Source organism: Enterobacter cloacae complex sp. AR_0002 (assembly GCF_001922365.1).
Classification (GTDB): domain Bacteria; phylum Pseudomonadota; class Gammaproteobacteria; order Enterobacterales; family Enterobacteriaceae; genus Enterobacter; species Enterobacter hormaechei_C.
This window is the reverse complement of sequence record NZ_CP018814.1, coordinates 652406-679024: the sequence shown is the minus strand read 5'-3', so window position 1 is coordinate 679024 and position 26619 is coordinate 652406. Positions and strand designations below refer to the sequence as shown.

Here is a 26619-nt window from a genome sequence, read left to right as displayed (position 1 = left end):
GGTTATGAGTATAAACCTGCGCCGCGTGTGGGTTTGTCGGGATCGTTTCCACTTAAACGGCGCTTCAATGCCTATTTTTTTTAAGATTTTTCTTAGGAAAAATCATCATCCGGGAGACATTATGCCTTCGCTTGAGGAGACTCTTCTTGTCTTTACCGACCTCGACGGCACGCTGTTGGATTTTCACACCCTTGACTGGCAGCCTGCGGCCCCGTGGCTGGAAAAATTAATGGATGAACAGATACCGGTCATTCTGTGCAGCAGCAAAACCGCGTCCGAGATGGATGACATCCAGCAGGAACTGGGGCTTGGCGGGCTGCCCTACATTGCGGAAAACGGCGCGGTGATCCAGCCTGACGTACGGTGGGAAAACGCCGCACGGTTCATCTCAGAAAAGAAGCATGACGAGATCCGGCAGTGTATTGCCCGGGTACGCCAGGAGATGCATCTGAAATTCACCACCTTCGATGATGTGGACGAGCACGTAGTCGCCGAATGGACCGGGCTGAGTCGTCCCCGTTCGGTGCTTGCGCGCAAGCACGAGGCTTCCGTGACGCTGATCTGGCGTGACAGTGATGAACAAATGAAATACTTTGCCGCCGAACTCGCCCGGCAGCGGCTGAAGATCGTCCAGGGTGCACGCTTCTGGCATATTCTGGACACCTGCTGCGGCAAAGACGTGGCGGTTCACTGGCTTGTGGACCAGTATCGCCTGCACGAGGGCTACGAACCGACGACGCTAGGCCTGGGCGACGGCCCCAATGATGCCCCGCTGCTGGACAGCGTAGGCTTCGCCGTGGTGGTGAAAGGCTTCAACCGGGAGGGCATCAGCCTTATAAACAACGATCCAGCCCGGGTTTATCACACTCAGCACACCGGGCCGACCGGCTGGTGCGAGGGACTTGATTACTTTTTGAGGTGATCTTGCCAGATGACCCGGTTACGCCCGCGCTGTTTCGCCTCATACAGACGCGCATCGGCGGTGGATTGCAGATTTTCGAAGTGATAATTGCCCTTCTCCTGCGCACCAGAGACGCCAAACGACGCACTCACGCGCAGGGTGGTACTTTTCTTAATCAGGATCTCTTTGCTGTCGATACGCTCGCGGATCTGCTCTGCGACTTCCGCCGCCTCTTCAAGCGTCATGCCGGGCAGCACCACACAGAACTCTTCCCCCCCGACGCGTCCGGCAATATCTTTATCACGAAGGGTGCTGGCAATCAGCCCCGCGGCATGGGACAACACCTTATCACCCGCCTGATGCCCGAACCGATCATTGATACTCTTGAAGCAGTCAAGATCGATCTGAATGACCGAGAAAGGCAGCGACTGCTGTTCACACTGCTTCGCCAGTATTTTCGCCTGATCAAACAGCGATCCACGATTATTCAGCCGGGTCAGAGGGTCATGCCAGGCCTGCCATTGCAGCGAGTTCTGCATCGAATACATATTACTGACCATGCGCCGGATCACCAGCCATGAGATGAGCAGCATCGCGGTGAACAGCGCCCAAAGCAATGCCAGCACAATGCTGATGCTACCGAAATCGCCGCGCACCCCTTCATCCAGGGTGTGCACGCGCAGGATGACGCCATCAAAATGGTCAAGACGCTCCCAACTGACAAAACGACTCCCCAGACGAATGCCGCCTTCGGAATCCGATTCTATCGCGTGCGCTATCTGGGCTAATTCGCGCGCGTCAAAATGATTAACGTCCACAGCAGGTGACTCAGATGTCGCAAGCAGGGTAAGCCGGCTGTCATACAGCTGGTATTCCCCTTCCGGGTTATCGCCCACGGCTTCCACCAGCAGGCGACGCAGGGTGGCAAAGGTGAAATCCATCGCCACCACGCCATACCAGACGTGATGGTAATAAACCGGCACGCTGGCGGTAATCAGCGGCTTTTTGCCCACAAAAGAGGAAGGCGGCGAGATAAACCAGCGCACGGCACGCGCACGGTTTTCACGCTCGGACTGTTGGGTAAACCAGGGCTGAGTGACCAGATGATAATAGCGCTGCACGATATCGCTGGAATTTCCCGGCGTATCCGTTTCCAGAAAGAATCCGGCGCGAGAGACATAAATCACGCGCTCTTCGTTGCGGGAAGGGCTGGATGCCAGACGCAGTAAATACCCCACTTCAAGCGCCGCGGACAATTCATTATCAAGGTACTCATCATCACGGTTCAGAAGAGTGGTCTTTTCAACGAAGGCATCCGAAACACCGTTGATCGGTAATGTGCGCCGTTTATCAACCGCAATTTGCCAGGTGGGAGACGTGCGCAAATGCGCAAAACGCTTTACCGCATCATGCAGCGCGCCAAACGCCAGCGGCGTTTCCAGCGCATCATGCATGCTGTGGCGAAAAAACAGCATTTTATCGACGCTGAACTGAAGCTGTCTGTCCAGCGCACTGGCAACCGTTTCCAGATGGTTACGCTGGCTGGAGATATAAGCATCTTCCAGTACCACAACTTCGCGCCAGGTCAGGAGAGTGGAAAAAATCAGGACAACGATAAAACAGAGGTTAACAATCAAACTGGGATTGCTACGCTTATGCAGCCACTGCAAAAAAGATTGTTTTACAACAAAGGTATCGTGCTGCACACACACTCCCTGATTGTCGCTCACCATCCGATATGATAAGTCTTCTGCCAGTAAAAACGCCCGGCAAGGCCGGGCGTTGTGTGATTAAGCCTTGTCGCGTTTTTGCCTTTTATTAGCAGGCTGAAGCTCGTCTTCACGAAAAGCCTCCCGCTTAATGCCGTATCCATCATGCCACCGACACTCCACCATTCCGCTGGAATACCCGGTGACGATCATGCCTGGACCACCATTTTTAGGCTTAACTTCATCACTGATCAAAAAGACCATACCTGCCTCCTGTATCAGGGTGAAACGTTTTCAATTTAGACGAGGAATAGTCTTTTTGCACCCGGGGTCAGCAATAATTAATGCGATTTCCCGCGTACTTTTTCAACCAGCTTAACAACGGCTACCACAATCAGACCGACGATAAAGCCCAGCACGAGGTTAAGCAGTGTGGGCAGGATCGCAGCGACTACCGCTCCCTGGCCTGACGCAAAATGTTCAATCATGTGATGCAGCGAAGCAACACCGTGCACGATAATTCCACCGCCGACCAGGAACATTGCCAGGGTTCCTACCACCGATAAGGTTTTCATCAGCCACGGCGCTACCACCAGCAGGCTTTTCCCGATGCCGCGCGCAATTGCGCTGGATTTTTTTTCCAGCCAGAAGCCGATATCGTCCAGCTTGACGATCAGCCCGACCAGACCATAAACCCCTATCGTCACGAGGATCGCAATGCCGGACAGGATCAGCACCTGGTTCATCAGAGGGGCTTCTGAGACGATCCCCAGCGTAATCGCCACAATTTCGGCCGAGAGGATGAAGTCAGTACGGATCGCGCCTTTGACCTTATCGCGCTCGAACGTTTTTGGATCCTGCGCGGCCAGCGCTTCCAGACGCTGCTGGCGCATTTCCGGGGTGTCTTTCTCTTTGCGTGCAGCGAACATATGCAACACTTTTTCGGCACCCTCGAAGCACAGGAACGCCCCGCCAATCATCAGCAGGGGCGTAATGGCCCAGGGTATAAAGGCGCTAATCAGCAACGCCAGCGGAACGAGGATCACCTTGTTAATAAAGGACCCTTTCGCTACGCCCCACACCACCGGCAACTCACGGTTCGCCCGCACGCCGCTGACCTGCTGCGCGTTCAACGACAAATCATCTCCCAGTACCCCGGCGGTTTTTTTCGCCGCCAGTTTTCCCATAACCGAAATGTCATCCAGCAAGGTGGCGATATCATCCAGCAATGTTAATAAGCTACTTCCTGCCAAAATCTCTATCCTTCTTTTTTTGCTAATTAAGTGAATAGTATGGAACAAAACTCACCGCCCGGAAACAGGCACCTCACGTCAACAAAAATTTCACATTAACTACACAATTAAAGCACTCGCCAGCCCGATAGTTTTGGCGTTAACTATGAGCGAACTTTTTATTTCGTCGTGAGGGACTATGCGTTTTCGGCATTTATTACCGCTCATTGGAGCACTCTTTTCTCTGTATATCATCTGGGGATCCACCTATTTTGTCATTCGTATAGGCGTGGAAAGCTGGCCCCCGCTGATGATGGCCGGTATTCGTTTCCTTACGGCCGGCGTGCTGCTGATGGCGTTTTTATTGCTGCGCGGCCACAGGCTACCGCCGCTGCGTCCCTTGCTTAACGCCGCCCTGATTGGCCTGCTGCTGCTGGCGGTGGGCAATGGCGCGGTAACCGTCGCCGAGCACCAGAACGTACCGTCGGGCATCGCCGCCGTGGTCGTCGCGACCGTGCCGCTGTTTACGCTCTGCTTTAGTCGTCTCTTCGGGATCCGCACCCGTAAGCTCGAATGGCTGGGCATCGCGATTGGGCTTGTGGGTATCATCCTGCTGAACAGCGGCGGTAACCTGAGCGGGAACCCCTGGGCTGCCGTTCTGATCATGATCGGCTCCATGAGCTGGGCCTTCGGCTCGGTCTACGGTTCCCGCATCGAGCTGCCTTCCGGGATGATGGCGGGTGCCATTGAGATGCTCGCGGCAGGCATTGTGCTGCTGATGGCCTCCGCGTTGACGGGTGAAAAACTGACGGCGATGCCAGACCTTTCAGGTTTCCTGGCCGTCGGGTATCTGGCGCTGTTTGGCTCCATTATCGCCATCAATGCCTATATGTACCTGATTCGCAACGTCTCACCGGCGGTTGCCACCAGCTACGCCTACGTTAACCCGGTGGTTGCCGTGCTGCTGGGTACCGGTTTTGCGGGCGAAGTGCTGTCGACGATTGAATGGCTGGCGCTGGGCGTGATTGTCTTTGCCGTGGTGCTGGTCACGCTGGGTAAATATTTGCTGCCCGCGAAACCGATTGTTACGAGGTGTGAGGTGGAGAAACCGTGATCGGGTGAATGCCCTGGGTATCGATCTGCGCGGCCTGACCGCCGCCGCAGATCCACTCTTCCAGCCGCTCCGTCAGTTCCACGTCATTCAGCTTCATTCTTCCGCGCAGCGCGCACTCCCAGACAATCATCACCCGCCAGCCCTGAGCGTAAAGCTGCGAAACATCGCGTTTATCACGCTCGACGTTCCTGCCAATTTTGTCCAGCCAGAAGTCGGTGCGTGTCGCCGGGACTTTAAACAGATAGCAGTCATGATGATGCCAGAAACAGCCGTGGGTAAAGATGATGCACTGGTACGCGTCGATGACGAAATCAGGACGCCCGGCAAGCGTGGCATCCTGAACCCTGAATTCAAACCCGACGGCGGTCAGGAGGCCCGCGATCCGTTTTTCGATCGCGGTATCACGCGTGCCGATGGCACGCATGTTTTTACTGCGCGTGGCCTTATTGTGAACGTCCGCCATTGACGGCCTCACTCTGACGAAGCTGAACGGCCTTGCTGATACGTGAGGCCAGCAGTTTTGCGACGGCGGCAAAGGCGGGCACTACCACCGAGTTGCCAAACTGACGATAGGCCTGGGTGTCCGACACGGGGATGCGAAAACTGTAGCCCTGCGGCGTCTCAAAGCCCATTAAGCGAGCGCACTCGCGCGGCGTTAAGCGCCGCGGTCGGTGCTGTTGGTTCTGTGGATCGTCGAAATCTTTTTCGCCCAGCGCCTTATCCCAGCCCCGATCGATAAGAATTTCCGCGCCATCTTTGTAATAGCGCGCCGACAGCGTACGCGTCACGCTGTCAGGATTAAGCGGATTGACCATGCCAAACCCAAAGCCATTGCCTTTGGCCTGATGCTTTTTGGCATAGCGATAGAGGTATTTCCACAGCACCGGGGTCAGAATGAATTTTGCATCGACGGCCGGCTCCAGCAGATCGGCTACCGTCGGGCGGCGCGCCGGATACAGCGAAGGCAAATCACGCAGCGTAAAATCGCCTTTCAGGTTGAGATCGCGGCGGAAGCCCACCAGCACAATACGTTCGCGGTGCTGTGGCAGGAAGTGTTTACCGTCGATAATTTTCGGATCGTCCGGCCCCATATCCTCTGCATCCGCCACGTCGTAACCCAGTTCATCCAGCGTTTGCATGATAATGCGGAAGGTTTTGCCGCCGTCATGACTCTTTAAATTCTTGACGTTCTCCAGCACAAAAATTGCCGGGCGGCGGGCATCAATAATCCGGGCAACGTCAAAAAACAGTGTGCCCTGCGTATCACAGGCAAAGCCGTGTGCGCGTCCCAGCGCGTTCTTTTTCGACACGCCAGCCAGCGAGAACGGCTGACACGGAAAGCCTGCCAGCAGCACATCGTGCGCCGGAATGGTATTGCGAATGTGTTCGGCGGCCTCTTCATCGCTGACGCCAGTTTTGTGGCTCAGCGTGACATCACGAATATCCGCGTTGAACTGGTGCGCGTCGGGGTCGCAATACCAGTTGGCTTTATAGGTACGGACGGCATGTTTATTCCATTCACTGGTGAACACACACTGTCCGCCAATAGCTTCAAAGCCATGGCGAATGCCGCCGATACCGGCAAAGAGATCGATAAATCGAAAGGCATAATTCGGATGCGCAGCAGGAGGACGCGGCAGCAGGTTGCGCAGATAACGGAACTCGCCGTCGCTCAGGCGGTGCCCTGCCCTGTCGCTTATCAGCAACCGCTTGAGTATCGCCGGGCTCCAGTGACTCTCGCCATGGGCCACCAGCTGGTTTGCCAGCGTTTTAGCATCATACATTTCCAGCAGCTGACGCAGGAGTGCCTGCACGGCTGCCGTTGATTTCTCAACCCGCTCAGGCGCGGGCACAGTCACTGATCGATTTTCCTGCATTCTCTTAACCGGACAATAAAGACAGAAAACAGAGTACCACAGTTCAGGATCGCACACTGCGACGGAAATGGGTCAATATCTGGCTGTCGGTTCCGAGGTAATCGCCCTGTAATTCGGCACTCAGCTTCGCCATAAACTGGATCAGAAAATCGGCATTGTGACGCGCAAGTTTGCGCCCCCGCGCGGTTTGCATAGTGTCCGGCAGACGCAGGAGTTTGGTCTGAAAGTGGTCGAGCGCGAAGGCTTTATCATCCAGCGCTCGTGTTCCGGCGAACGGGTCGTCGGCATCAAACAGCGCGGCGCCCAGCGCACCGGAGACGGCAAAGACGCGCGCCAGGCCGATAGCGCCTAACGCCTCCAGCCGGTCGGCATCCTGCACAATTTTGGCCTCCAGGCTTTGCGGCGCGATACCGGCACTGAAGCTGTGCGCTTCAATAGCATGCTCAACGGCTGCATAACGATCCAGCGGAAAATCAGGAAAGTCGCGACTGAGGATCTCGCGCGTTTTTCGCGCTGCCAGCCGCGAGGAGTGGCTACGTTCCGGGTGATTTTTCGGCAGGCTGACAATGTCATGGAAGTAGCATGCGGTCAACACAACCAGCGGATCGCTATCCTCGTCAGCCATAATACCCTGCGCCGTCATCCAGACGCGGCGAAAATGGGCGATATCGTGCGCCGCATCATCAGTAAAATGATTTTCGTCGAGCCAGCGCTCATAACGGTGCTGCCACTGCGCAAGTTCCATCATCCCATCCTGTTGCTCAAAAGAGAGTGAATTATAATACATCCGAATCAAAATCTTTAATAAATAGAATTACGAAATACTTAATAATAATTACCCGCTATATTTTCAATTAATTAATTCACATGAAAAATAAAGAGATAAAAAGAAATATTTTGTAATATTTTTACCAGTTTAATTACATTTATTTTTGAACCTAAATAATAATCCATAGAATAGTATCAGCCATGTAGTTACGGAGGGTAATTACATATATTCAGACAATTTATATTTAAAGGGAATATATAATGAAAAGAAAAGTTCTGGCAATTCTCGTACCCGCGTTATTAATGGCTGGCGCAGCAAATGCAGCGGAAATGTATAACAAAAACGGCAACAAAGTTGACCTGTACGGTAAGGTTGATGCGCGTCATACCTTCTCCGACAACCCAGGCGACGACGGCGATGAAACCTATGTACAGGTGGGTTTCAAAGGCGAAACGCAGATCACGAACGACCTGACAGGTTACGGCCAGTGGGAATATAAAACCTACGCTAACGATACCGAAGGCGCAGGCGACACCTCTTTTAACCGTCTGGCCTTTGCTGGCCTGAAATACGGCGAATATGGCTCATTCGATTATGGCCGTAATTACGGCGTCGTGTATGACGTTGAAGCCTGGACAGATATGCTGCCGGTATTTGGTGGCGACTCCTATACCTGGACCGACAACTATATGGTTGGCCGTACTAACGGTGTGGCGACCTACCGTAATAATGACTTCTTCGGTCTGGTCGACGGCCTGAACTTTGCGCTGCAATACCAGGGTGCTAACGAAGGTGCTAACGCAAACGAAAATCAGGAAGGCACCAAAAACGGTCATGATGATGTTCGTTTCCAGAACGGCGACGGCTTCGGTATGTCTACCACCTATGACTTCGATTTCGGCCTGACGCTGGGTGCGGCTTATTCTTCCTCTGACCGTACTAACGACCAGGTCGCTTACGGCGCTGGCACCTATAACCGCTTCAGCAAATATGCTGGCGGTGAACGTGCGGAAGCGTGGACAATCGGCGCTAAATACGATGCTAATGATGTCTACCTGGCCATGATGTATGCGGAAACCCGTAACATGACTCCGTACGGCAACGATGGCATCGCCAACAAAACCCAGAACTTTGAAGCCGTAGCACAGTACCAGTTTGACTTCGGTCTGCGTCCATCCCTGGCGTGGGTCTATTCTAAAGGCATCGATTTGGGTGGTAACGATTATCATCCAGGCAATGGTTATGACTATGTAGACCAGGATCTGGTTAACTATATCGACGTGGGCATGACCTACAGCTTCAACAAGAACTTCTCCACCTACGTTGATTATAAAATCAACCTGCTGGACGAAGATGATGCCTTCTACAATGACAACGGTATTTCTACCGATGACATCGTTGGCGTAGGCATGACCTACCAGTTCTAAGCACTATCAAAATTAAAGCCCGCGATGCGGGCTTTTTTTATTTGACACTGAAATGTTATGACGCTTCCTGCAAGGCCAGGCGAACAAACCCGTTATTCTGCGCCAGCAATTCATGCGCTTTCCAGGCATTCAGACCCGTCAGCACCATCAGTACCGCCGTTTTGCACTGGTGGTTACAGCTTTCCAGCGCGGCCTTCGCCTGCGCCCGGCTACATCCCCCCGCTTCCATCACAATGGCAATTTGTCGTTCGGCCCATCTGGTGTTGCTTGCCTCCATATCAACGCGCAGGTTGCTGTACACCCGTCCTGTCCGTACCGCCAGACCGGTGGTGATCATATGCAGGATCATGCTTTGCGCAATGCCTGCTTTAGCGTTGGTATACCCGGCCACCACATCCGCGCCCAGATCGGGAGCAATGACCATACTCGCCAGCTGCGCCGCTTCACTTTGCGCATCCTCCGTAATGAGCGCAACCGTTGAGCCCAGAGACCACGCATGACGCATCGCGCCCCATACCCATGGGGTTTTGCCGCTGACGGACAGCGCCAGCATCATGTCATGCTCGCCAAATTCTATCGTCTGAAGGTCGGCAACGCCGCTCGCGTAGCTTCCGGCGTTATCGCCTGCTGTCATCGCAATGACGGGGTGTTTGCCCGGCGCAAACGCTTCTGCCGCCTGCTCAGCCACGCGTCCGGACGCGCCCGCGCCGGTCAGCACCAGACGTCCGCCGTGGCTAAGCGTCGCCGCCGCGTTATCCACCACGCGGGCCAGCATACTTAAGTGTGGGGTAAGTGCAGAAGTGATTTGTGCGTCATCCTGGTGTATGACATTAAGCATATCCAGCGTCGATAATCTGTCGATGTTCATCGTGCTGGCGTGCCGTCTTTCCCTGGCCGTACCGGTAAGCATAATGCTCATAAACTGCCTCCTTATTATGAGTACCCACACACTATAAAGTGTTTTATATAGGTCACCTGAGAGGAGGCTCACGAAACGCCTCTCTTTACATGGCTTTATGAAACGCCCGTCATCAGCGATAATTAGCCCTTTCTTTTTCATCGCGGAGTGTTAATGAGCGATTTGCAGCCCTTCCCCCCGACGCGCAAGCGCCCTATGAAGCTGAATACGCTGGTTACGCTGATGGTGTGCGCGATTATCGGCTCGGTGCTGCTGGTGGTCTTCGCGCTCTACTCTGTGCAGATCACCCGCGCCACGCGCGATGACGTGAAAGATACAGCGCTGGGTATCGCCCGGACGCTGGCCGACAGCCCGGAGATCAAGCGTGGCCTGATGGAATCGCCGCAGGCTGGCATCATCCAGCCGATAGCCGAGGCGGTGACGAAGCGCAACGACCTGCTGTTTACCGTGGTCACCGACCTGCGTGGGATCCGCTATTCCCATCCAAACGAAGCGCTGTTAGGTTTGCATTTTATTGGCGACGATCTGACGCCCGCCCTGGAAGGGAAAGAGAATTTCTCCGTTAACCGCGGTGCGCTCGCGGAAGCGCTGCGCGTCTTTACCCCCGTGTATGACGACCAGCACGACCAGATCGGCGTGGTGGTGGTGGGCATTTCGCTGAATAAAGTTGAAGATCAGATTGCCCGCGGGCGGCTCAACGCCGTGTGGACCATCTTATTCAGCGTTCTGATGAGCTCAGTGGCGATATGGGGTCTGGTCCGGGTGCTGAAGCGTATCCTCTTCGGGCTGGAGCCTTACGAGATCTCAGCCCTCTTTGAGCAGCGCCAGGCCATGTTGCAGTCCCTGCGCGAAGGCGTGATGGCCGTGGATATGCACGGCCGCGTGACGATGATTAACCACACCGCCAGAGAGATTTTGCTCCTGAGCTCGGGTGAGCACTCCGAGAGCAGCGGCGAACCACTGCTGGCCAGCCTGCGGGAAGTGGCGAAAACCGGCATTGCTCGCCAGGATCAGGAGATCGGCTGTAACGGACGGCTACTGCTGTGCAACATGGTCCCCGTGAAAAGCCAGAATCAGGTGATCGGGGCAATCAGCACCTTCCGCGATAAGACCGAAATCAGCCAGTTAATGCAGCGTATCGATGGCATGGTCAACTATGTTGATGCCCTGCGCTCCCATACGCATGAGTTTATGAACAAGCTGCACGTGATCCTCGGCCTGCTGCACATGAAGCGCTACGATAAGCTGGAGGAGTACATCATCCAGACCGCGCAGAATTATCAGACGGATATCGGCGCGATACAGCGCAAAGTTAAATCGCCGGTCATTGCGGGTTTCCTGCTGGGTAAAATTAACCGCGCCAAAGAGGCCGGAGTGACCCTGACGCTGGCGGAGGAGAGTCAGCTTCCTGACACCGCCAATGAAGAGCAGGTTGCGGTGCTGATCACCGTGCTGGGCAATTTAATCGAAAATGCCCTTGATGCGATGGAAGGCCAGCCGGAAGGCGAGATCGGCCTGCTGTTGCATTATCAGAACGGCTGGCTGAGCGGTGAGGTCAGCGATGACGGTCCCGGTATTGATCCCGAGCGGCTGGAGGCTATTTTTACAAAGGGCTACTCAACAAAAGGTGAAAACCGCGGCGTTGGGCTGTTCCTTGCGCGTCAGCAGATCCAGAATCTGGGCGGAGATATTACCGTCGAGTCTGAACCTGGCGTATTTACCCAATTTTTTGTTCAGATCCCCTGGGATAGCGAGAGGAATATCGCGTGATAAATGTGTTAATTGTCGATGATGACGCCATGGTAGCCGACCTCAACCGTCTGTATGTTAATCGCGTTGAGGGTTTTAGCTGCTGCGGCGTCGCTTCCACGCTCAACCAGGCCGAGGCGTTGATCGCCAACCCAGGCCAGCCGATCGATCTGGTGCTGCTGGATGTCTATATGCAGCAGGATAACGGGCTGGATCTGCTGCCCATCATTCGCGCGTCGGGCCGCCCGATTGACGTCATCATGATCTCGTCGGCCTCCGACGCCGCAACAATCCAGACGTCCATGCACTATGGCGTGGTGGATTACCTGATTAAACCGTTCCAGTTCCCGCGTTTTGAAGAGGCGCTGAACGGCTGGAAGGCAAAGCGCAACCTGATGGGATCGCATCAGTATTATGAACAGGCCGACGTCGACAGGCTGATCCACGGCGGCGCGCCGGAGCTGGCTGACAGCAAAAAATTACCGAAAGGCCTAACGCCGCAGACGCTGCGCACCATTTGCCAGTGGATCGACAGCCATCCGGAGATAGAATTTTCCACCGACGATCTGGCGAATGCGGTCAACATTTCCCGCGTCTCCTGCCGCAAATACCTGATCTGGCTGGCGCAAATTAATATCCTGTTCACCAGCATTCATTACGGCGCTACCGGCCGACCGGTATATCGCTACCGTTTGCAGCCGGAACAGGTCGGACTGCTCAAACAGTACTGCCAGTAATTCGGTAGCTGTCGTCCAGAAGGGTAAAACGGAAGTGGTGCATCGAGGAGATCACCACTTCTTTTGTTTTGGTGACAAAAATGGCTTCAATATCGGGGCGCGAACGCAGCGCGGCGCAGCCCTTTTCCACACCCATGCCGTAGATCAGCGTGGTCCAGATATCGCCGTCGAGAGAGTCTGGCGAAATAATCGTCACGCTGTCCAGTTCGTTATCCAGCGGGTAGCCGGTGCGCGGGTCAAGTATGTGGTGATAACGTTTGCCGTTCTGCTCGAAATAGCGCTCATAGGTGCCTGACGTTACCACCGACCGGTTCTCTACCGTCATAGCGCCAATCAGCGCGTCACCGGCGAACGGTTTTTTCAGGCCGACGCGCCAGCCGCCCTCCGGCGAACCTAACGTCTGGACGTTGCCGCCAAGGTTGATCAGCCCAAGTTCAACGCCCTCTTTATGCAGGTGATCCCGCACCCTGTCGGCGATATAGCCTTTAGCAATAGCACCCAGATCGATCTCCATTCCCTGGCGAGTAAGAAACACGCTGCTATTGGCTTCATCCAGCACCACGTCCGCAGGATCCGTGATGCCCATCAAGGCGGCGATCTCGTCCGCGGGCGGTACCGCGTCCCCCTTAAAGCCAATTTTCCAGCATTTCACCAGCGGGCCGATCGCCAGGTTAAAGGCGCTGTCTTTAAGCAGGCTTGCCGCTTTCGCGCAGCGGATCAGCTCAAACACCGGACGACTGACGGCAACCGGATGCTGACCAGCCGCATGGTTGATGTCCATTACCTGGGAGTGCGCACGGTTAACGGTGAGCAGATCTTCGTACTGTTTGATCAGGCGAAACACGCGGGAGGCAAGCGCTTCGTCATGGGAAAAGAGTTTCAGGAGGATGGGCGAGCCCATCAGAACGGCGGAGTAGCTGTAAACGCGATGGCTATCAGGCATTGCATGAGTCCTCAGGTGTAGCCCCGGCAGGCACCGCGCCGCCGGGGAAACAGGAGCCTTACCGTGTTTTCGAACGCATAGCCGCCTGATGTCCTGCAAGCGTACCAAAAATAATGATATCTGCCACCGCATTACCGCCGATGCGGTTACCGCCGTGGATGCCCCCGACAACCTCACCCGCAGCAAACGCTCCCGGCAATACGTTGTGGTTGCTGTCCAGCACGCAGGTATCGGTATTGATGGTCACGCCGCCCATGGTGTGGTGAACCCCTGGTGCAATCTGAATGGCGTAGAACGGCCCTTCGTTGATTGGCGCACGCAGCGCGGTGGTACGTCCAAAGTCGTCATCGTGCTGTTTCTCCACAAAGACGTTGTAGCGTTCCAGCGTTGCCAGGAACTGGTGGTGATCCATCCCCAGCGCTTCCGCCAGGGCTTTTGGCGAGCTGGCGCTGGTAACAAACCCTTTCGCGATGTACTCATCCGCGGCTTTATTTTTGACGCGAACATGCTCGTCAAAGACGATGTAAGCGTATTTCTCCGGCAGCGCGATGATTGACGCCGAGACTTTATCGCGGGTCGACATTTCGTTATAGAAGCGGTTGCCCTGCTGGTTTACCAGAATCGCCCCGCCGCCGCGGATGGATTCGGAAATCAGATACGACGTTTTCTGCTCAACGGTTGGGTGGATCTGAATTTCGCCCATATCCACTGTGCCTGCACCGATACGCTCCAGCAGCGCGATACCGCCCCCGGTCGCCCCTTTGTGGTTAGTGGTAACGAACCCTGCCAGATCCGGACGGTATTTCACCACCATCTGGCTGTTGGCGCTGAAGCCACCCGTTGCGACAATCACGCTTTTGGTTGCCACGGTGAGGGTTTCGTTCTCTTCGGTGGTCAGACGCACGCCGGTCACTTCGCCGTTTTCGAAGATGATGTCGCTCACGGAGGTATCCAGCATCACCTCGATGTTGCGCTTGTTGACGTTACGCACCAGGCCGCTGATCAGATACCCGCCCACTGCGGAACCGTCTTTCGGACGGTGCGTACGGTCGATGCTCATCCCGCCGGTGGTGGTGATGTCGTTCAGCATAATGCCGCGCGTTGCCAGCCATTCGATGGCCTGCGGCGCGTTCTCGACAAAGCGACGCAACAGTTCAGGGTTGTTCTTATTGCCACCGCCTTTCAGGCTTTCCTGGTAGAACAGCTCTTTGCTGTCCTGAATGCCCTTCACGCGCTGGAAGCGGGTCTCCGCCGCGTTCATCCCGGCAGAGGCTTTAATGGTGTTCCCGCCGATGGTAGGCATTTTCTCAACGATCAGCACGCTCGCGCCTTCGTCGTGAGCCTGAATCGCCGCCGCCAGACCGGCGCCGCCGCTGCCGACCACCACCACGTCCACGCTTTTAGTCTCATTCGGGTCAGCGCCCTCTTCTGCCGCCAGCGCTTTGCTGGATTTCAGCATCGCCTTCGAGACCGCTTTTTTCACCGCCTCGCTTTGGCTGGTCGCGCCGGTGATAGCATCCACGTGCGGAGTATTGGCATCAAGAATTCGGGTACGGATCTCTTCGAAGCTGGTGACAAACTCGACGTCTTCACTCGGGCCGGAGGCCAGTTCGATATCGGCAATACGATCGGTTTCGAGGCTGACGTTAATCACCAGTTCGTTAGCATCGTCCTGCACTTTTTCAATAAAGGTGCCCGGTTTGAATTTAGATTCGCCCATGCTCATGTCGCGGATCATCGCTTCCACCAGCGAGAAGCGCCACAGCGGTTCCGGGATGCTCAGTTCTTCGCGTCGGGTACTGTCCATAAACAGCTCCAGGCTTTCGCCCGCCGCGATGCGATCGGTCCAGTCCGGATAGGCGATGGTGGCACGACCAACGGCAATCAGGTCGTAACCGTGATCCAGCGCTTCATTCACATCCGTGGCATTCACCACGCCGCCAACGCCCATCACCGGTACCTGAGCCAGCGTGTCTGAGCGCATGGCGCAGTATTTTTCGATAAGTGGCGTCGGGTCCTGAGTATCGACGATAGAAGGACGCAGGGCGGCGCCAAGGGAAAAGTGGAGATAATCCACCCCGCGCGCGGCCAGTTTTTCCAGCAGATACAGGGTATCTTCGAAGCGAATGCCCGGGACTTCCAGCTCTTCCGGAGAGAAACGGTAGCCAATGATAAACGCGTCGTCCGCGTACTGGCGCACCATCTTGTGGGTAATGTCCAGCACCGCCAGCGGGAATTTCGCGCGGTTTTCGCGGCTGCCGCCCCACTCGTCGTCGCGCTGGTTGGAGTTCGGGGAGAAGAACTGCTGGATCAGATAGGTATTCGCCCCGTGGATTTCGACGCCGTCGAACCCGGCCTGAATTGCGCGGCGCACGGCTTCGCCAAACTTGCCGATCATGCCTTCCACCTCTTCCGCGGTCAGGGCAACCGGCGTGGCGGCACCGTCACGCGGCGCGGCAACGGCGCTTGGGCCAACCGGCGTGCGACCGCCGATCAGTTTTGGGTCGACCATACGGCCGCCGTGGTAGATTTGCAGCAGGGCTTTGGAGCCTTTTGACTTGATGGCGTCAGCGATTTTTGCCAGCCCGGCGATTTTCTCGTCGTTATCAATGCCAATTGCGCCCGGGAACGCCAGGCCGAGATCGTCAACAAAACAGCACTCAACGATGATGGTGCCGATGCTGCCCGCGCGGGCGCGGTAGTACTCCACCAGCTCGCTGGTCACGGTGCCATCGTAATAACCGGTACAGGTTGTCATCGGGGCCATTAACAAACGGTTTTTCAGTTCAGTACCATTCGGTAATGTGAAGGGGCTTAAAATACGTTCGTTAGTGCTCATAATAGAAACTCCAAACTTTAAAAATTAAGAATTCGTTATCGGGATGATTTTTTTATTTCGTGTTTTTTGCCGATGTCATGATAGTAATATAAAGCTTTTTTTAGTTTATAAAGCCATTACGTTAGTTAATAAACTATTTAATCCCTTCGATAACATTAATAACACATTGGTGTTAGCGCGAATGTTTCACTCGTTCACAATAATTTAAAAAAAGTTAAATCACAAAAGGTCAAACCAATACACCACAACTACAAAAAAACCAAATAAAACAACAATAAGAAAAAGCACCAAAATTTAAATGTTATAGTTTTGATACATAAAATGCGTAAAATCAGCGAATAACCACACTACTCAGAGTGGTTATTATAAAAAATATAAAAATAGCCATTCAGTTCCGTTTTTTTGATCGTGATCAATAGTTATGGCATTCAAAAGAGCAATATAAAAACATCATCATTTTTTATTTAGCGCAAACAAAAATGCGTTAAATCGCTATTACTGAAAACACAAAAACGCACCTTAAATAACTAAAAAAAGCAAAACGAATAAAGCAATCGAATTTGTGTTTTCGCTGTACGACGAATTTTTGACAACTTAAGACGTGAAACTATGAAAACAAAAACTGCTGTAACGCCTCCTGCGGCGAATCTGGCATCAAATGGAACAGCAAAACGACTGCTGATGATGGCTTTGCCCGTCATTGTTGCCGTCCTGCTGTTGTTTGTTCCCGTTCCGGACGGGCTGCCGCCTTATGCGTGGCACTACTTCGCCATCTTTGTTGGCGTCATCGTCGGGTTAATTTTCGAACCGCTGCCGGGCGCCGTGATCGGTCTTACCGGCGTGGTGGCGATTGCGCTGTGCAGCCAGTGGGTGCTCTTTAGCCCGGAACAGCTGGCTGACCCAAAATTCAAGCTGGCGGGCGCCTCCTTTAAATGGGCGGTCAGCGGGTTTGGTAACTCCACCGTGTGGCTGATCTTCGGTGCCTTTATGTTTGCTGCGGGCTACGACAAAACCCGCTTCGGCCGCCGCCTGGCGCTGATACTGGTGAAATATCTGGGCCGTCGCAGCCTGACGCTCGGTTACGCCATTACCTTCGCAGACCTGCTGCTGGCCCCGTTTACCCCGTCCAATACCGCGCGCAGCGGTGGGACCATCTACCCGATCATCGCCAACCTGCCGCCGCTGTACGGTTCAAAACCCAACGACCCAAGCGCGCGCAAAATCGGTTCGTATCTGATGTGGGTGGCAATTACCGCGGCCTGTATCACCAGCTCGATGTTCCTTTCCGCTCTGGCGCCTAACCTGCTGGCGCTGGCGCTGGTAAAAAGCACGGTCGGAATTGATATCTCATGGGGGACCTGGTTCCTCGCCTTCCTGCCGCTGGGTATTCTGCTGATCCTGACCATGCCGCTGCTGGCTTACTGGTTCTACCCGCCGGAAGTGAAGGTAAACAACGAAGTACCGTTATGGGCGACCCGTGAACTGGAAAAACTGGGCAAACTGTCGCGCAATGAGATCCTGCTGCTGGTGTTCGTGTGCTGTGCGCTGCTGATGTGGATCTTCGCCGCCGCATGGATTGAGCCCGCGATGGCTGCCCTGCTCATCGTCGGCCTGATGCTGTGGACCGGCGTGCTGGAGTGGAACGACATCACCGGTAACAAAGCCGCGTGGAACACCTTCGTCTGGTTCGCCACCCTGGTGGCGCTGGCGGACGGCCTCTCCTCCACCGGCTTTATCAGCTGGCTGGGTAAAGAAGGCGGCCTGCTGATGAGCGGTATCTCTCCGGGTGTCGCCACCATCGTGCTGCTGCTGGCGTTCTACCTGCTGCACTACCTGTTTGCCAGCACCACCGCGCACACCACGGCGCTGCTGCCGGCGATGCTGACCATCGCCTCCACCATTCCGGGCATGAATATGGAAGTGTTCGTCCTGCTGATGGTGACCTCTCTGGGCGTGATGGGGATCATCACCCCCTACGGTACGGGTCCAAGCCCGATTTACTACGGTAGCGGTTACCTGCCAACCAAAGACTACTGGCGCCTCGGCACCATCTTCGGCGCCATCTTCCTGGCGGCCCTGCTGCTGATTGGCTACCCGTGGATGTCCATGATGTTCTGATTCCTGACCGCCGGACATATCCTCCGGCGGTTTTATTTTTGTGGAGCAAGCTATGTCAAACAAACCCTTTATTTACCAGAACCCCTTCCCTCTCGCGCATGACGACACCGAATACTATCTGCTGACCAAAGAGCATGTCTCCGTTGCCGAGTTCGATGGTCAGGAAGTGCTGAAAGTGGAGCCGGAAGCCCTGACCCTGCTGGCGCAGCAGGCTTTCCATGACGCCGCGTTTATGCTGCGTCCGTCTCATCAGAAGCAGGTTGCCGCCATTCTTAACGATCCGGAAGCCAGCCAGAACGATAAGTACGTTGCCCTGCAATTCCTGCGCAACTCCGAAATTGCGGCGAAAGGCGTGCTGCCCACCTGTCAGGATACCGGTACGGCAATCATTATGGGTAAGAAAGGCCAGCGCGTCTGGACCGGCGGCGGCGACGAAGCGGCGCTGAGTCAGGGCGTGTATAACACCTATATTGAAGACAACCTGCGCTACTCACAGAACGCGGCGCTGGATATGTATAAAGAGGTGAATACCGGCACCAACCTGCCCGCGCAGATCGACCTCTACAGCGTTGATGGTGACGAGTATAAATTCCTGTGCATGGCGAAAGGCGGCGGTTCCGCCAACAAAACTTATCTGTATCAGGAAACCAAAGCGCTGATCACCCCGGCGAAGCTGAAAAAATATCTGGTTGAGAAGATGCGGACCCTGGGCACCGCGGCCTGCCCGCCTTACCATATCGCCTTCGTTATCGGCGGCACCTCTGCGGAAGCCACGCTGAAAACCGTCAAGCTCGCCTCTGCGCGCTACTACGATGGCCTGCCAACCGAAGGCAACGCGCACGGCCAGGCGTTCCGCGACGTCCAGCTCGAGCAGGAACTGCTTCAGGAAGCGCAAAACCTCGGCCTGGGCGCGCAGTTTGGCGGGAAATACTTCGCGCACGATATTCGCGTAATCCGTCTGCCGCGCCACGGCGCCTCCTGCCCGATCGGCATGGGCGTCTCCTGCTCCGCTGACCGCAACATCAAGGCGAAGATTAACCGCGAGGGGATCTGGATTGAGAAGCTGGAGCACAATCCGGGCCAGTATATTCCTGAATCCCTGCGCCAGCAGGGAGAAGGCGACGTGGTAAGCATTGATCTGAACAAGCCGATGCCCGACATTCTGGCGCAGCTTTCCGCGCACCCTGTCTCCACCCGCCTGTCGCTGAACGGCACCATTATTGTGGCGCGCGACATCGCCCATGCGAAGCTGAAAGAGCTGCTCGACAACGGGGAAGAACTGCCGCAGTACGTTAAAGATCACCCGATTTACTATGCAGGCCCGGCGAAAACGCCAGAAGGTTACGCGTCTGGCTCCTTAGGCCCGACCACCGCCGGGCGTATGGACTCCTATGTAGACTTACTGCAATCCAACGGTGCGAGCATGATCATGCTGGCCAAAGGTAACCGCAGCCAGCAGGTCACCGACGCCTGCCATAAGCACGGCGGCTTCTACCTCGGCAGCATTGGCGGCCCGGCGGCGGTACTGGCGCAAAACAGCATCAAGAGTCTGGAGTGCGTGGCGTATCCTGAACTGGGAATGGAAGCCATCTGGAAAATTGAAGTGGAGAACTTCCCGGCGTTTATCCTGGTGGATGACAAAGGCAACGACTTCTTCCAGGAGATCCAGAATAAACAGTGCAAAGGGTGCTCACAGCGCTGAGCGTTTCCATAAAGCCGGAAGCTGCGACAGCGTATCGTTGATCAACCCGCGCTTGTCGCTGCCCGGCTTCCAGATGGTGACCATCGTCTGGCTTATCCCCTGGCTGCCCACTTCGGTGGGCAGCCTTTTTACGTTTTTCCACTGCGTTGCGTGAAGATGGGTCGGCAAAAATCCCCAGCCGCAGCCCTGCTCCAGCAGGCCGCGCAGCATCTCCAGTTCGTTAGTGAAAAGCGTGTGCCCTGAAATTTGCAGGCGACGGGCAACCGGCTCGTCTGACGCGGCATGCATAACCACCTGTGGAACCAGAGAGAGATCGAGCAGCGACACTGGCGACGCAACCTCCGCAAAAAGCGCCGTTGCGGCGTAAAAATCCATTTCGATCGCCCCCAGCGCCCGCCACTCCATCTCATTGCCCACGCTGCGGTTGCGCGCCTGGCAGATCCCCAGATCGGCCTGACCGTTCGCCAGCATGGCTTCCGCCTCATCGCGCGATGCGCTGGTCAGGCTCAGGCGGATCTTTTTCGTCGCCAGCGTAGCGATCAGCGCCTGCAAAAAGGCTCTGGGGGTGAACGGATCGTAAACGAGGGCAATGTCCTGCGTCGCGCTGTCCGGCACCGTACGGGCAAACGCCTCAAACGCTTTGACCTGCCGCATCAGCAGGTGCGCCTGCCGCTGAAGCTGCTCCCCCTCCGGCGTCAGGCGCAGGCTACGCCCCTCCCGCAGGAACAGCGCGTAGCCCAGCCCATCCTCAAGGAAATCGATCAGATCCCGCAGGGTTGTACGATCTTTGCCGAGTTTACTGGCCGCCTTCATCAGGCTGCCGTGCTCAGCGACGGCGGTGAACGCCTCAAGCTGGGCAAAGGAATAGATCAGTGATGCCACGTCATTCTCCACGCGATTTTTCCGGGGGATTTTCCCCCATAACGCGTTTTTTATTATAGGCCTCAGGTTCTTAAACTGAAGTCCTTCCTGAGCCAAACGTGATAAATATGAAAATCAAAACAAACCGCACACTGCTCGCGGCGCTGGTTATCAGCAGCCTGCTCTCGCCCGCCGTCATGGCGGCCTGCAACGGTACCGACCTCACGACCTGTCCGGCGCCTTTCGATGCCAGACTCCCAGACGCACATACCATGCTCACCTGGAGCCAGGCCGATCGCGTGGTGGGCTTTCGCAATGACTACCGCAACTACGCGGGCGATGTGTTCCGCCACGGCAACGCTACGCCACTGCTGCCCGCAGAAAAACCGCTCACCGATGCCCGCTATCAGGTGAAGGGTAAGATTTACAATCTTCAGGATTACCTGAAACGCCAGAACGTCAGCGGCATGCTGGTGCTGAAAAATGGCAAAGTGGCCTATAAATATCTGGGAGAAGGCAATACCGACTCTACGCTCTGGACGTCGCGTTCCGTGGGCAAATCCGTGGTCTCCGCGCTGGTGGGTGTTGCGATTAAAGAAGGGAAAATCCACTCCCTGGACGACCTTGTCACCCAATACGAACCGGATTTAAAAGGCACCGCCTGGGAGGGCGTAACGCTGAAACAGCTCATCACCCACACCTCGGGCGTGGCGTGGACTGAAGATTACACCAACGGGCAGTCTGACTTCGCCCGGCTTACCGAATGCGAAGCGAAACCGGGCACCTACGACTGTGTGCGCACCCTGGTGAAGGGGTTACACCGTGAACACCCGGCGGGCGAAAACTGGTCCTATTCCTCGGGTGGTGCCTGGCTGTTAGGCGATGTGCTTGAGCGCGCCACCGGCATGACGCTCGCGGCGTATCTTGAGAAAAGCATCTGGCAGCCGTACGGTATGGCGAGCGACGGCGTGTGGCATGCCTACAGCAAAGGCCAGCACGACGTGGGTGCGCATGGGTTCAACGCCACGCTGGAAGACTGGGGGCGTTTCGGGGAGTTTATCCTGCATAACGGTACCCTGCCGGACGGAAAGCAGATCCTCCCCGAGGGCTGGGTGAAACAGTCCTCAGCCTGGACACAGGCCAAAGGATCGGTGTCCGAGGCGCATCCGAAGGGGTTGTACGGCTACCAGTGGTGGAACAACGAAGTGCCAGCCATCGCCACAAATGTGGAGCCGAAAGTCGAAAATTCGCTGAAGGATTCCCTGTGGGCGCTGGGTATTTTTGGGCAGATGATCATGGTTAATCAGAAAGAAAATCTGGTTATCGTCCAGTGGTCCACCTGGCCGCAGGCAGAGCCGTCATTCAGCGCCCAGCCGCTGGAAGCGTCGCTGATGTTTAGCGCGATTGCGAACGCGCTGCGCTGATAATCCCAAGCCAGGCCCCGCCTGGCTTCTCATCTGCGCGGTGTCACAAAACTGATATATCAGCGACTTAGCGAAACGTAGTAAATAAAAGGTCATCGAAATGTTAAGTTATTGTTGAATATGTAAATACTGGTCAACGCATTGTCATTAATGCACCACACGCATCGGTTTATGCGCTATTTGCGCTTATTAATTTCCACTTCCTGATCCAGTTTTCAAAAACAGACGAGCATAACGTCGCTATAAAACTGGAGATAATCATGGTTTCCTCAACCTCACCTGCAACGGTTCGTGCGAAAGCGGGCGCGATTTTCCGCGTCACGTCGGGCAACTTTCTTGAGCAATTCGACTTCTTTCTGTTCGGCTTTTATGCCACCTACATCGCCCATACTTTTTTCCCGGCAAGCAGTGAATTTGCGTCACTGATGATGACCTTCGCCGTCTTTGGCGCGGGCTTCCTGATGCGTCCGATCGGGGCCATTGTGCTGGGGGCTTACATTGATAAAGTGGGCCGCCGTAAAGGGCTGATCGTCACCCTGTCGATTATGGCCGCCGGAACCTTTCTGATTGTGCTGATCCCTTCTTATCAGAGCATTGGCCTGTGGGCACCGCTGCTGGTGCTGACCGGCCGCCTGTTGCAGGGTTTTTCGGCAGGTGCCGAGCTGGGCGGGGTTTCGGTTTATCTGGCGGAGATCGCCACGCCGGGCCGCAAGGGTTTCTATACCAGCTGGCAGTCAGGTAGCCAGCAGGTCGCCATTATGATCGCGGCGGCGATGGGTTTCGCCCTGAATGTGGTGCTGGAAGAGAGTGCCATTCGCGAATGGGGGTGGCGTATTCCGTTCCTGTTTGGCTGTCTGATTGTGCCGTTCATCTTTTTCCTGCGCCGCAAGCTCGAAGAGACCGAGGAATTCAGCGCCCGTCGCCACCATCTGGCGATGCGTCAGGTCTTCACAACGCTGCTCGCCAACTGGCCGGTCGTCGTCGCGGGCATGCTGATGGTGGCGATGACCACCACCGCGTTTTACCTGATCACCGTTTACGCGCCGACCTTCGGTAAAAAAGTCCTGATGCTCAGCGCGTCGGACAGTCTTCTGGTCACGCTGCTGGTGGCGGTGTCCAACTTCATCTGGCTGCCGGTGGGCGGCGCGCTGTCGGATCGCTTCGGGCGTAAACCGGTGCTGATCGCCATGACGCTGCTGGCGCTGGCAACCAGCTATCCGGCGCTGACGATGCTGGCGGCAGCTCCGAGCTTCTCAATGATGCTGACCGTGCTGCTGTGGCTCTCTTTCCTCTACGGTCTGTATAACGGCGCGATGATCCCGGCCCTGACTGAGATCATGCCAGCAGAGGTGCGCGTGGCGGGCTTCTCGCTGGCTTACAGCCTGGCAACGGCGGTCTTTGGCGGTTTCACGCCGGTGATTTCGACCGCCTTAATTGAGTACACCGGCGACAAAGCCTCCCCGGGCTACTGGATGAGCTTTGCCGCCGTTTGCGCCCTGCTGGCAACGCTCTATCTCTATCGTCGTCGCACGTTAATCCTGCAAACTGCCGTTAAGGAGTGATCCCTCATGCTTACATTCAGAACGGTGATTGCCGCCCTGACCTTCGCCACCCTCAGCGCGGGCGCGCTTGCGCAGGATGTGACGGTGATGATTTCTGGCGGCTTCAAAGCGGCGCTGGAGAAGCTGACGCCGCAGTACGAAGCGCAAAGCGGCGACAGGCTCATTGTGATCTCCGGCCCGTCGATGGGCAAAACGCCGCAGGCCATTCCGGCCCGGCTCGCCCGGGGCGAAAAAGCGGACGTGGTGATTATGGTGGGCGATGCGCTGGCGAAACTGGAACAGGATCGCAGGACGGCGGCGGGCTCCCGCGTGGAGCTGGCGGATTCGCCCGTCGGGATGGTCGTCAAAGCGGGCGCGCCGGTGCCGGATATCAGTACGGTGCCTGCCCTGCGGCAAACGCTGCTGAAGGCGCATTCCATGGCTTATTCCGACAGCGCCAGCGGCCGGTATGTTGAGAGCCAGCTGTTCCGTAAGCTGGGCATAGACGGCCAGGTCCACGATAAAGCGCACCGGGTTGAGCGTATCCCGGTGGCGTCTGAAGTGGCAAAAGGGAAATACGACCTCGGCTTTCAGCAGGTGAGCGAGCTTCTGCCGGTCCCGGGGGTGACGTTTGTCGGTAAGTTGCCTGACGACATTCAGTACATTACCCGTTTCGCCGGAGCCGTAACGCAGAAGGCCGACCATCCTGAACAGGGAAAAGCGCTGCTGACTTTTCTCGCCTCGCCACAGGCCGCCAGCGTCATTACGGCAACGGGCTTAACGCCCGTCAGTGCACCTCGCGATACTGCTCGGTAATCAGCGTTTCGAGTTCGGCAGCAATATAGGACTGGATCCGACCGCGGCGGCGGATCAGCCCCACGGTTCGCCTGACTTCAGGCTCGGTTAAAGGTACCGACGTCAGCAGCGAATGCTCTGCGCGGGGCATTGACATGGCGGGAACGGCCGCAATGCCGATCCCGGCTTCAACCATCCCCAGCATGGTCGTCACGTGCCGCGTTTCGCAGATGCTGGGGCGCTCAGGCCGAATATGCCCGACCCGCTGGTCGAGAAGATTGCGGTTGCCGGAGGTCTTATCCAGACCGATATAATCCTGCTGATAAAAAGCCTGCCACGTCAGGCTTTTTCTTTTTGCAAGCGGGCTGTCGCGTCGGCAGGCGGCCACGTAGACATCCTCCACCAGCGGGACAAACTCGATGTCGGGCTGCAAACTCCGGGCAAAGCAGATACCAAAATCCGCCTGTCCGCGGGTGACGGCCTCGATAACATTTCCGGCGCTGCTGTCGATCAGTTTTATGCGCACGCGGGGGTAACGGGACTGAAAGCGGCGGATCACATCCGGCATAAAGTAACAGGCGGCTGACGGCACCGTCGCCACGGTGATCAGCCCCGTGCGCTCTTCGCTGGCCTTATCGATATCCGAAAGCATGGACTCCACGTCAGCAAGCAGTTGCCCGCACCGGTCGGCAAAGGTCTGTCCATACAGGGTCAGCGTGACGCGCCGGGTGGTTCTGTCGAACAGTTTTGTCCCCAGTGCCGCCTCCAGCTTTTCAATTCTGCGACTCAACGCCGACTGGGAAAGGCAGATAGATTCTGCCGCAAGACGGAAATTGCCGTATTCCAGTAAAGCGCGGAAGGCATAGAGATCGTTGAGGTCAAAATTGACGGGCATACTGACGGGATCCTTAAGCACGGTAGGGTAAGAAGAGATTTATCATAGCCGCGCACGACATACTTCACAAAATGAAGGGGATACCCCTAAAGCGCTATCAACATGACGGCACATAGTGATAGTTTATGCGGGCTGGATTCCTCTTAAACAGGCCGCCACTCTGCATGCAGCCGATGAGGAGTGTCATACTGCTTAACAGAGTATGTTGGCATGCTAACAGCCCCTGACCTTTCCATTTTGTTCACGTGCGAGTAACGAGCAAAGCGATGATTAAGTGGCCCTGGAAAACGAACGACGCTGGTCGAAATATGGCGCTCCCCTGGGATGAGGCTCTGGCGATCCCCGTGCTGGCGAATCTCTTGCCTGAAGAGCAATCAAAGCTGATTCAGCTGGCCGAGCGTTTTTTACAGCAAAAACGGCTGGTACCGCTACAGGGCTTCGAACTGGATCCGCTTAAAAATTCGCGCATCGCCCTGCTCTTCTGCTTGCCGGTGCTGGAGCTGGGTATCGAATGGCTGGATGGCTTCCACGAAGTGCTGATCTACCCGGCGCCGTTCATCGTCGATGATGAGTGGGAGGATGACATCGGGCTGGTGCACAACCAGCGTATGGTGCAGTCCGGGCAGAGCTGGCAGCAAGGGCCAATCATCCTCAACTGGCTGGATATTCAAGACTCGTTCGATGCCTCGGGTTTCAACCTGATCATTCACGAAGTGGCGCATAAGCTGGATACCCGTAACGGCGATCGCGCCAGCGGCGTGCCGCTGATCCCGCTGCGTGAAGTCGCGGGATGGGAGCACGACCTGCACGCGGCGATGGAAAACATTCAGGATGAGATCGACCTGGTGGGTGAAAGCGCGGCCAGCATTGATGCCTACGCCGCGACCGATCCCGCCGAGTGCTTTGCGGTGCTGTCCGAGTATTTCTTTAGCGCACCTGAGCTTTTTGCCCCGCGCTTCCCGGCGCTATGGCAGCGTTTTTGCCAGTTTTATCAGCAGGATCCACTCCAGCGTCTGCGGCAAAGTGAGGACGCAGCCAGCACATCCTCTCATCCGTTCCACTAATGT

22 protein-coding genes are annotated in these 26619 nt (G+C 55.9%); 11 read left to right on the top strand and 11 right to left on the bottom strand.

Going from position 1 to position 26619, the window contains the following annotated elements; genetic code table 11:
- Positions 1 to 121 precede the first annotated feature (121 nt).
- Positions 122 to 922 (top strand): mannosyl-3-phosphoglycerate phosphatase-related protein, encoded by an 801-nt coding sequence (locus AM329_RS03275; RefSeq protein WP_032609589.1) that lies wholly within the window; start codon positions 122 to 124, stop codon positions 920 to 922.
- Here AM329_RS03275 and dgcQ read toward each other — a convergent pair.
- The 3 genes from dgcQ to AM329_RS03260 all read right to left on the bottom strand — a co-directional run bounded on the left by dgcQ (position 907) and on the right by AM329_RS03260 (position 3863).
- Positions 907 to 2607 carry a cellulose biosynthesis regulator diguanylate cyclase DgcQ gene (gene dgcQ, locus AM329_RS03270; protein ID WP_003859577.1) on the bottom strand — a complete coding sequence of 567 codons (1701 nt, stop codon included), beginning with the start codon at positions 2605 to 2607 and terminating at the stop codon, positions 907 to 909. The two genes, AM329_RS03275 and dgcQ, sit on opposite strands and share 16 nt — an antisense overlap.
- 84 nt (positions 2608 to 2691) lie before the next feature.
- A complete protein-coding gene (locus AM329_RS03265) occupies positions 2692 to 2874 on the bottom strand; it encodes a YodC family protein (RefSeq protein WP_003859574.1) in 183 nt (60 codons plus the stop codon).
- A 77-nt stretch (positions 2875 to 2951) separates the two neighbouring features.
- Positions 2952 to 3863 carry a DUF808 domain-containing protein gene (locus tag AM329_RS03260; RefSeq protein WP_003859571.1) on the bottom strand — a complete coding sequence of 304 codons (912 nt, stop codon included), beginning with the start codon at positions 3861 to 3863 and terminating at the stop codon, positions 2952 to 2954.
- 178 nt (positions 3864 to 4041) lie between these two features.
- On the opposite strand from AM329_RS03260, the gene yedA reads away from it, so the two are divergent.
- Entirely contained in the window at positions 4042 to 4956 is a 915-nt protein-coding gene (yedA, locus tag AM329_RS03255; protein ID WP_023303927.1) for a drug/metabolite exporter YedA, read from the top strand.
- Here yedA and AM329_RS03250 read toward each other — a convergent pair.
- The 3 genes from AM329_RS03250 to AM329_RS03240 are packed head-to-tail and all read right to left on the bottom strand — an operon-like array spanning position 4928 to position 7578.
- Positions 4928 to 5419, bottom strand: coding sequence for a very short patch repair endonuclease (locus AM329_RS03250; RefSeq protein WP_003859567.1), 492 nt, complete (start codon positions 5417 to 5419; stop codon positions 4928 to 4930). The genes yedA and AM329_RS03250 overlap by 29 nt on opposite strands.
- Complete coding sequence (locus AM329_RS03245) at positions 5400 to 6833, bottom strand: DNA cytosine methyltransferase (RefSeq protein WP_057979973.1); 1434 nt, start codon at positions 6831 to 6833, stop codon at positions 5400 to 5402. The genes AM329_RS03250 and AM329_RS03245 overlap by 20 nt, the downstream gene beginning before the upstream one ends.
- Before the next feature lie 43 nt (positions 6834 to 6876).
- Positions 6877 to 7578: a phosphohydrolase gene (locus AM329_RS03240; RefSeq protein ID WP_032609591.1), complete on the bottom strand. Its 702-nt coding sequence runs from the start codon at positions 7576 to 7578 to the stop codon at positions 6877 to 6879.
- A 284-nt stretch (positions 7579 to 7862) separates the two neighbouring features.
- Here AM329_RS03240 and ompC point away from each other — a divergent pair, with 284 nt between their 5' ends.
- Positions 7863 to 9029 (top strand): porin OmpC, encoded by a 1167-nt coding sequence (gene ompC / locus AM329_RS03235; RefSeq protein ID WP_032609593.1) that lies wholly within the window; start codon positions 7863 to 7865, stop codon positions 9027 to 9029.
- Positions 9030 to 9084: 55 nt separating this feature from the next.
- Here the strand turns inward: ompC and AM329_RS03230 are convergent, their stop codons facing one another.
- Entirely contained in the window at positions 9085 to 9948 is an 864-nt protein-coding gene (locus AM329_RS03230) for an N-acetylmuramic acid 6-phosphate etherase (RefSeq protein ID WP_032609594.1), read from the bottom strand.
- Positions 9949 to 10101: 153 nt separating this feature from the next.
- Here AM329_RS03230 and AM329_RS03225 point away from each other — a divergent pair, with 153 nt between their 5' ends.
- Positions 10102 to 11718, top strand: a complete 1617-nt coding sequence (locus AM329_RS03225) for a sensor histidine kinase (protein ID WP_032609596.1) — start codon at positions 10102 to 10104, stop codon at positions 11716 to 11718.
- Positions 11715 to 12434 (top strand): two-component system response regulator DcuR, encoded by a 720-nt coding sequence (dcuR, locus tag AM329_RS03220; RefSeq protein ID WP_032609598.1) that lies wholly within the window; start codon positions 11715 to 11717, stop codon positions 12432 to 12434. The genes AM329_RS03225 and dcuR overlap by 4 nt, the downstream gene beginning before the upstream one ends.
- Here the strand turns inward: dcuR and AM329_RS03215 are convergent.
- Together AM329_RS03215 and AM329_RS03210 are read right to left on the bottom strand one after the other, a co-directional pair.
- Entirely contained in the window at positions 12415 to 13377 is a 963-nt protein-coding gene (locus tag AM329_RS03215) for an FAD:protein FMN transferase (RefSeq protein WP_032609600.1), read from the bottom strand. The two genes, dcuR and AM329_RS03215, sit on opposite strands and share 20 nt — an antisense overlap.
- Before the next feature lie 58 nt (positions 13378 to 13435).
- The gene (locus tag AM329_RS03210) at positions 13436 to 16216 is read right to left on the bottom strand and encodes a flavocytochrome c (protein ID WP_032609602.1); all 2781 of its coding nucleotides are present in this window, start codon (positions 16214 to 16216) and stop codon (positions 13436 to 13438) included.
- 609 nt (positions 16217 to 16825) lie between these two features.
- Between AM329_RS03210 and AM329_RS03205 the strand changes: the two genes are divergently transcribed.
- A complete protein-coding gene (locus AM329_RS03205; RefSeq protein WP_003859551.1) occupies positions 16826 to 18334 on the top strand; it encodes an anion permease in 1509 nt (502 codons plus the stop codon).
- Between the two features lie 52 nt (positions 18335 to 18386).
- Positions 18387 to 20036 carry a class I fumarate hydratase FumA gene (fumA, locus tag AM329_RS03200; protein ID WP_032609604.1) on the top strand — a complete coding sequence of 550 codons (1650 nt, stop codon included), beginning with the start codon at positions 18387 to 18389 and terminating at the stop codon, positions 20034 to 20036.
- On the opposite strand, the gene AM329_RS03195 is transcribed toward fumA, so the two are convergent.
- Complete coding sequence (locus AM329_RS03195; RefSeq protein ID WP_032609605.1) at positions 20025 to 20930, bottom strand: LysR family transcriptional regulator; 906 nt, start codon at positions 20928 to 20930, stop codon at positions 20025 to 20027. The genes fumA and AM329_RS03195 overlap by 12 nt on opposite strands.
- A 95-nt stretch (positions 20931 to 21025) precedes the next feature.
- Between AM329_RS03195 and AM329_RS03190 the strand changes: the two genes are divergently transcribed.
- The 3 genes from AM329_RS03190 (at position 21026) to AM329_RS03180 (ending at position 24678) form a co-directional block, all read left to right on the top strand.
- Positions 21026 to 22321, top strand: a complete 1296-nt coding sequence (locus AM329_RS03190; protein WP_032609608.1) for a serine hydrolase — start codon at positions 21026 to 21028, stop codon at positions 22319 to 22321.
- Between the two features lie 260 nt (positions 22322 to 22581).
- On the top strand, positions 22582 to 23883 hold the full coding sequence (locus tag AM329_RS03185; protein ID WP_003859542.1) for an MFS transporter: 1302 nt from the start codon (positions 22582 to 22584) through the stop codon (positions 23881 to 23883).
- A 6-nt stretch (positions 23884 to 23889) separates the two neighbouring features.
- A complete protein-coding gene (locus tag AM329_RS03180) occupies positions 23890 to 24678 on the top strand; it encodes a substrate-binding domain-containing protein (protein ID WP_032609610.1) in 789 nt (262 codons plus the stop codon).
- On the opposite strand, the gene AM329_RS03175 is transcribed toward AM329_RS03180, so the two are convergent.
- Positions 24650 to 25552, bottom strand: coding sequence for a LysR family transcriptional regulator (locus AM329_RS03175; RefSeq protein ID WP_003859540.1), 903 nt, complete (start codon positions 25550 to 25552; stop codon positions 24650 to 24652). The genes AM329_RS03180 and AM329_RS03175 overlap by 29 nt on opposite strands.
- 266 nt (positions 25553 to 25818) lie before the next feature.
- On the opposite strand from AM329_RS03175, the gene mtfA reads away from it, so the two are divergent.
- Positions 25819 to 26616, top strand: coding sequence for a DgsA anti-repressor MtfA (gene mtfA / locus AM329_RS03170; protein WP_003859539.1), 798 nt, complete (start codon positions 25819 to 25821; stop codon positions 26614 to 26616).
- The last annotated feature ends 3 nt before the right edge of the window (positions 26617 to 26619 follow it).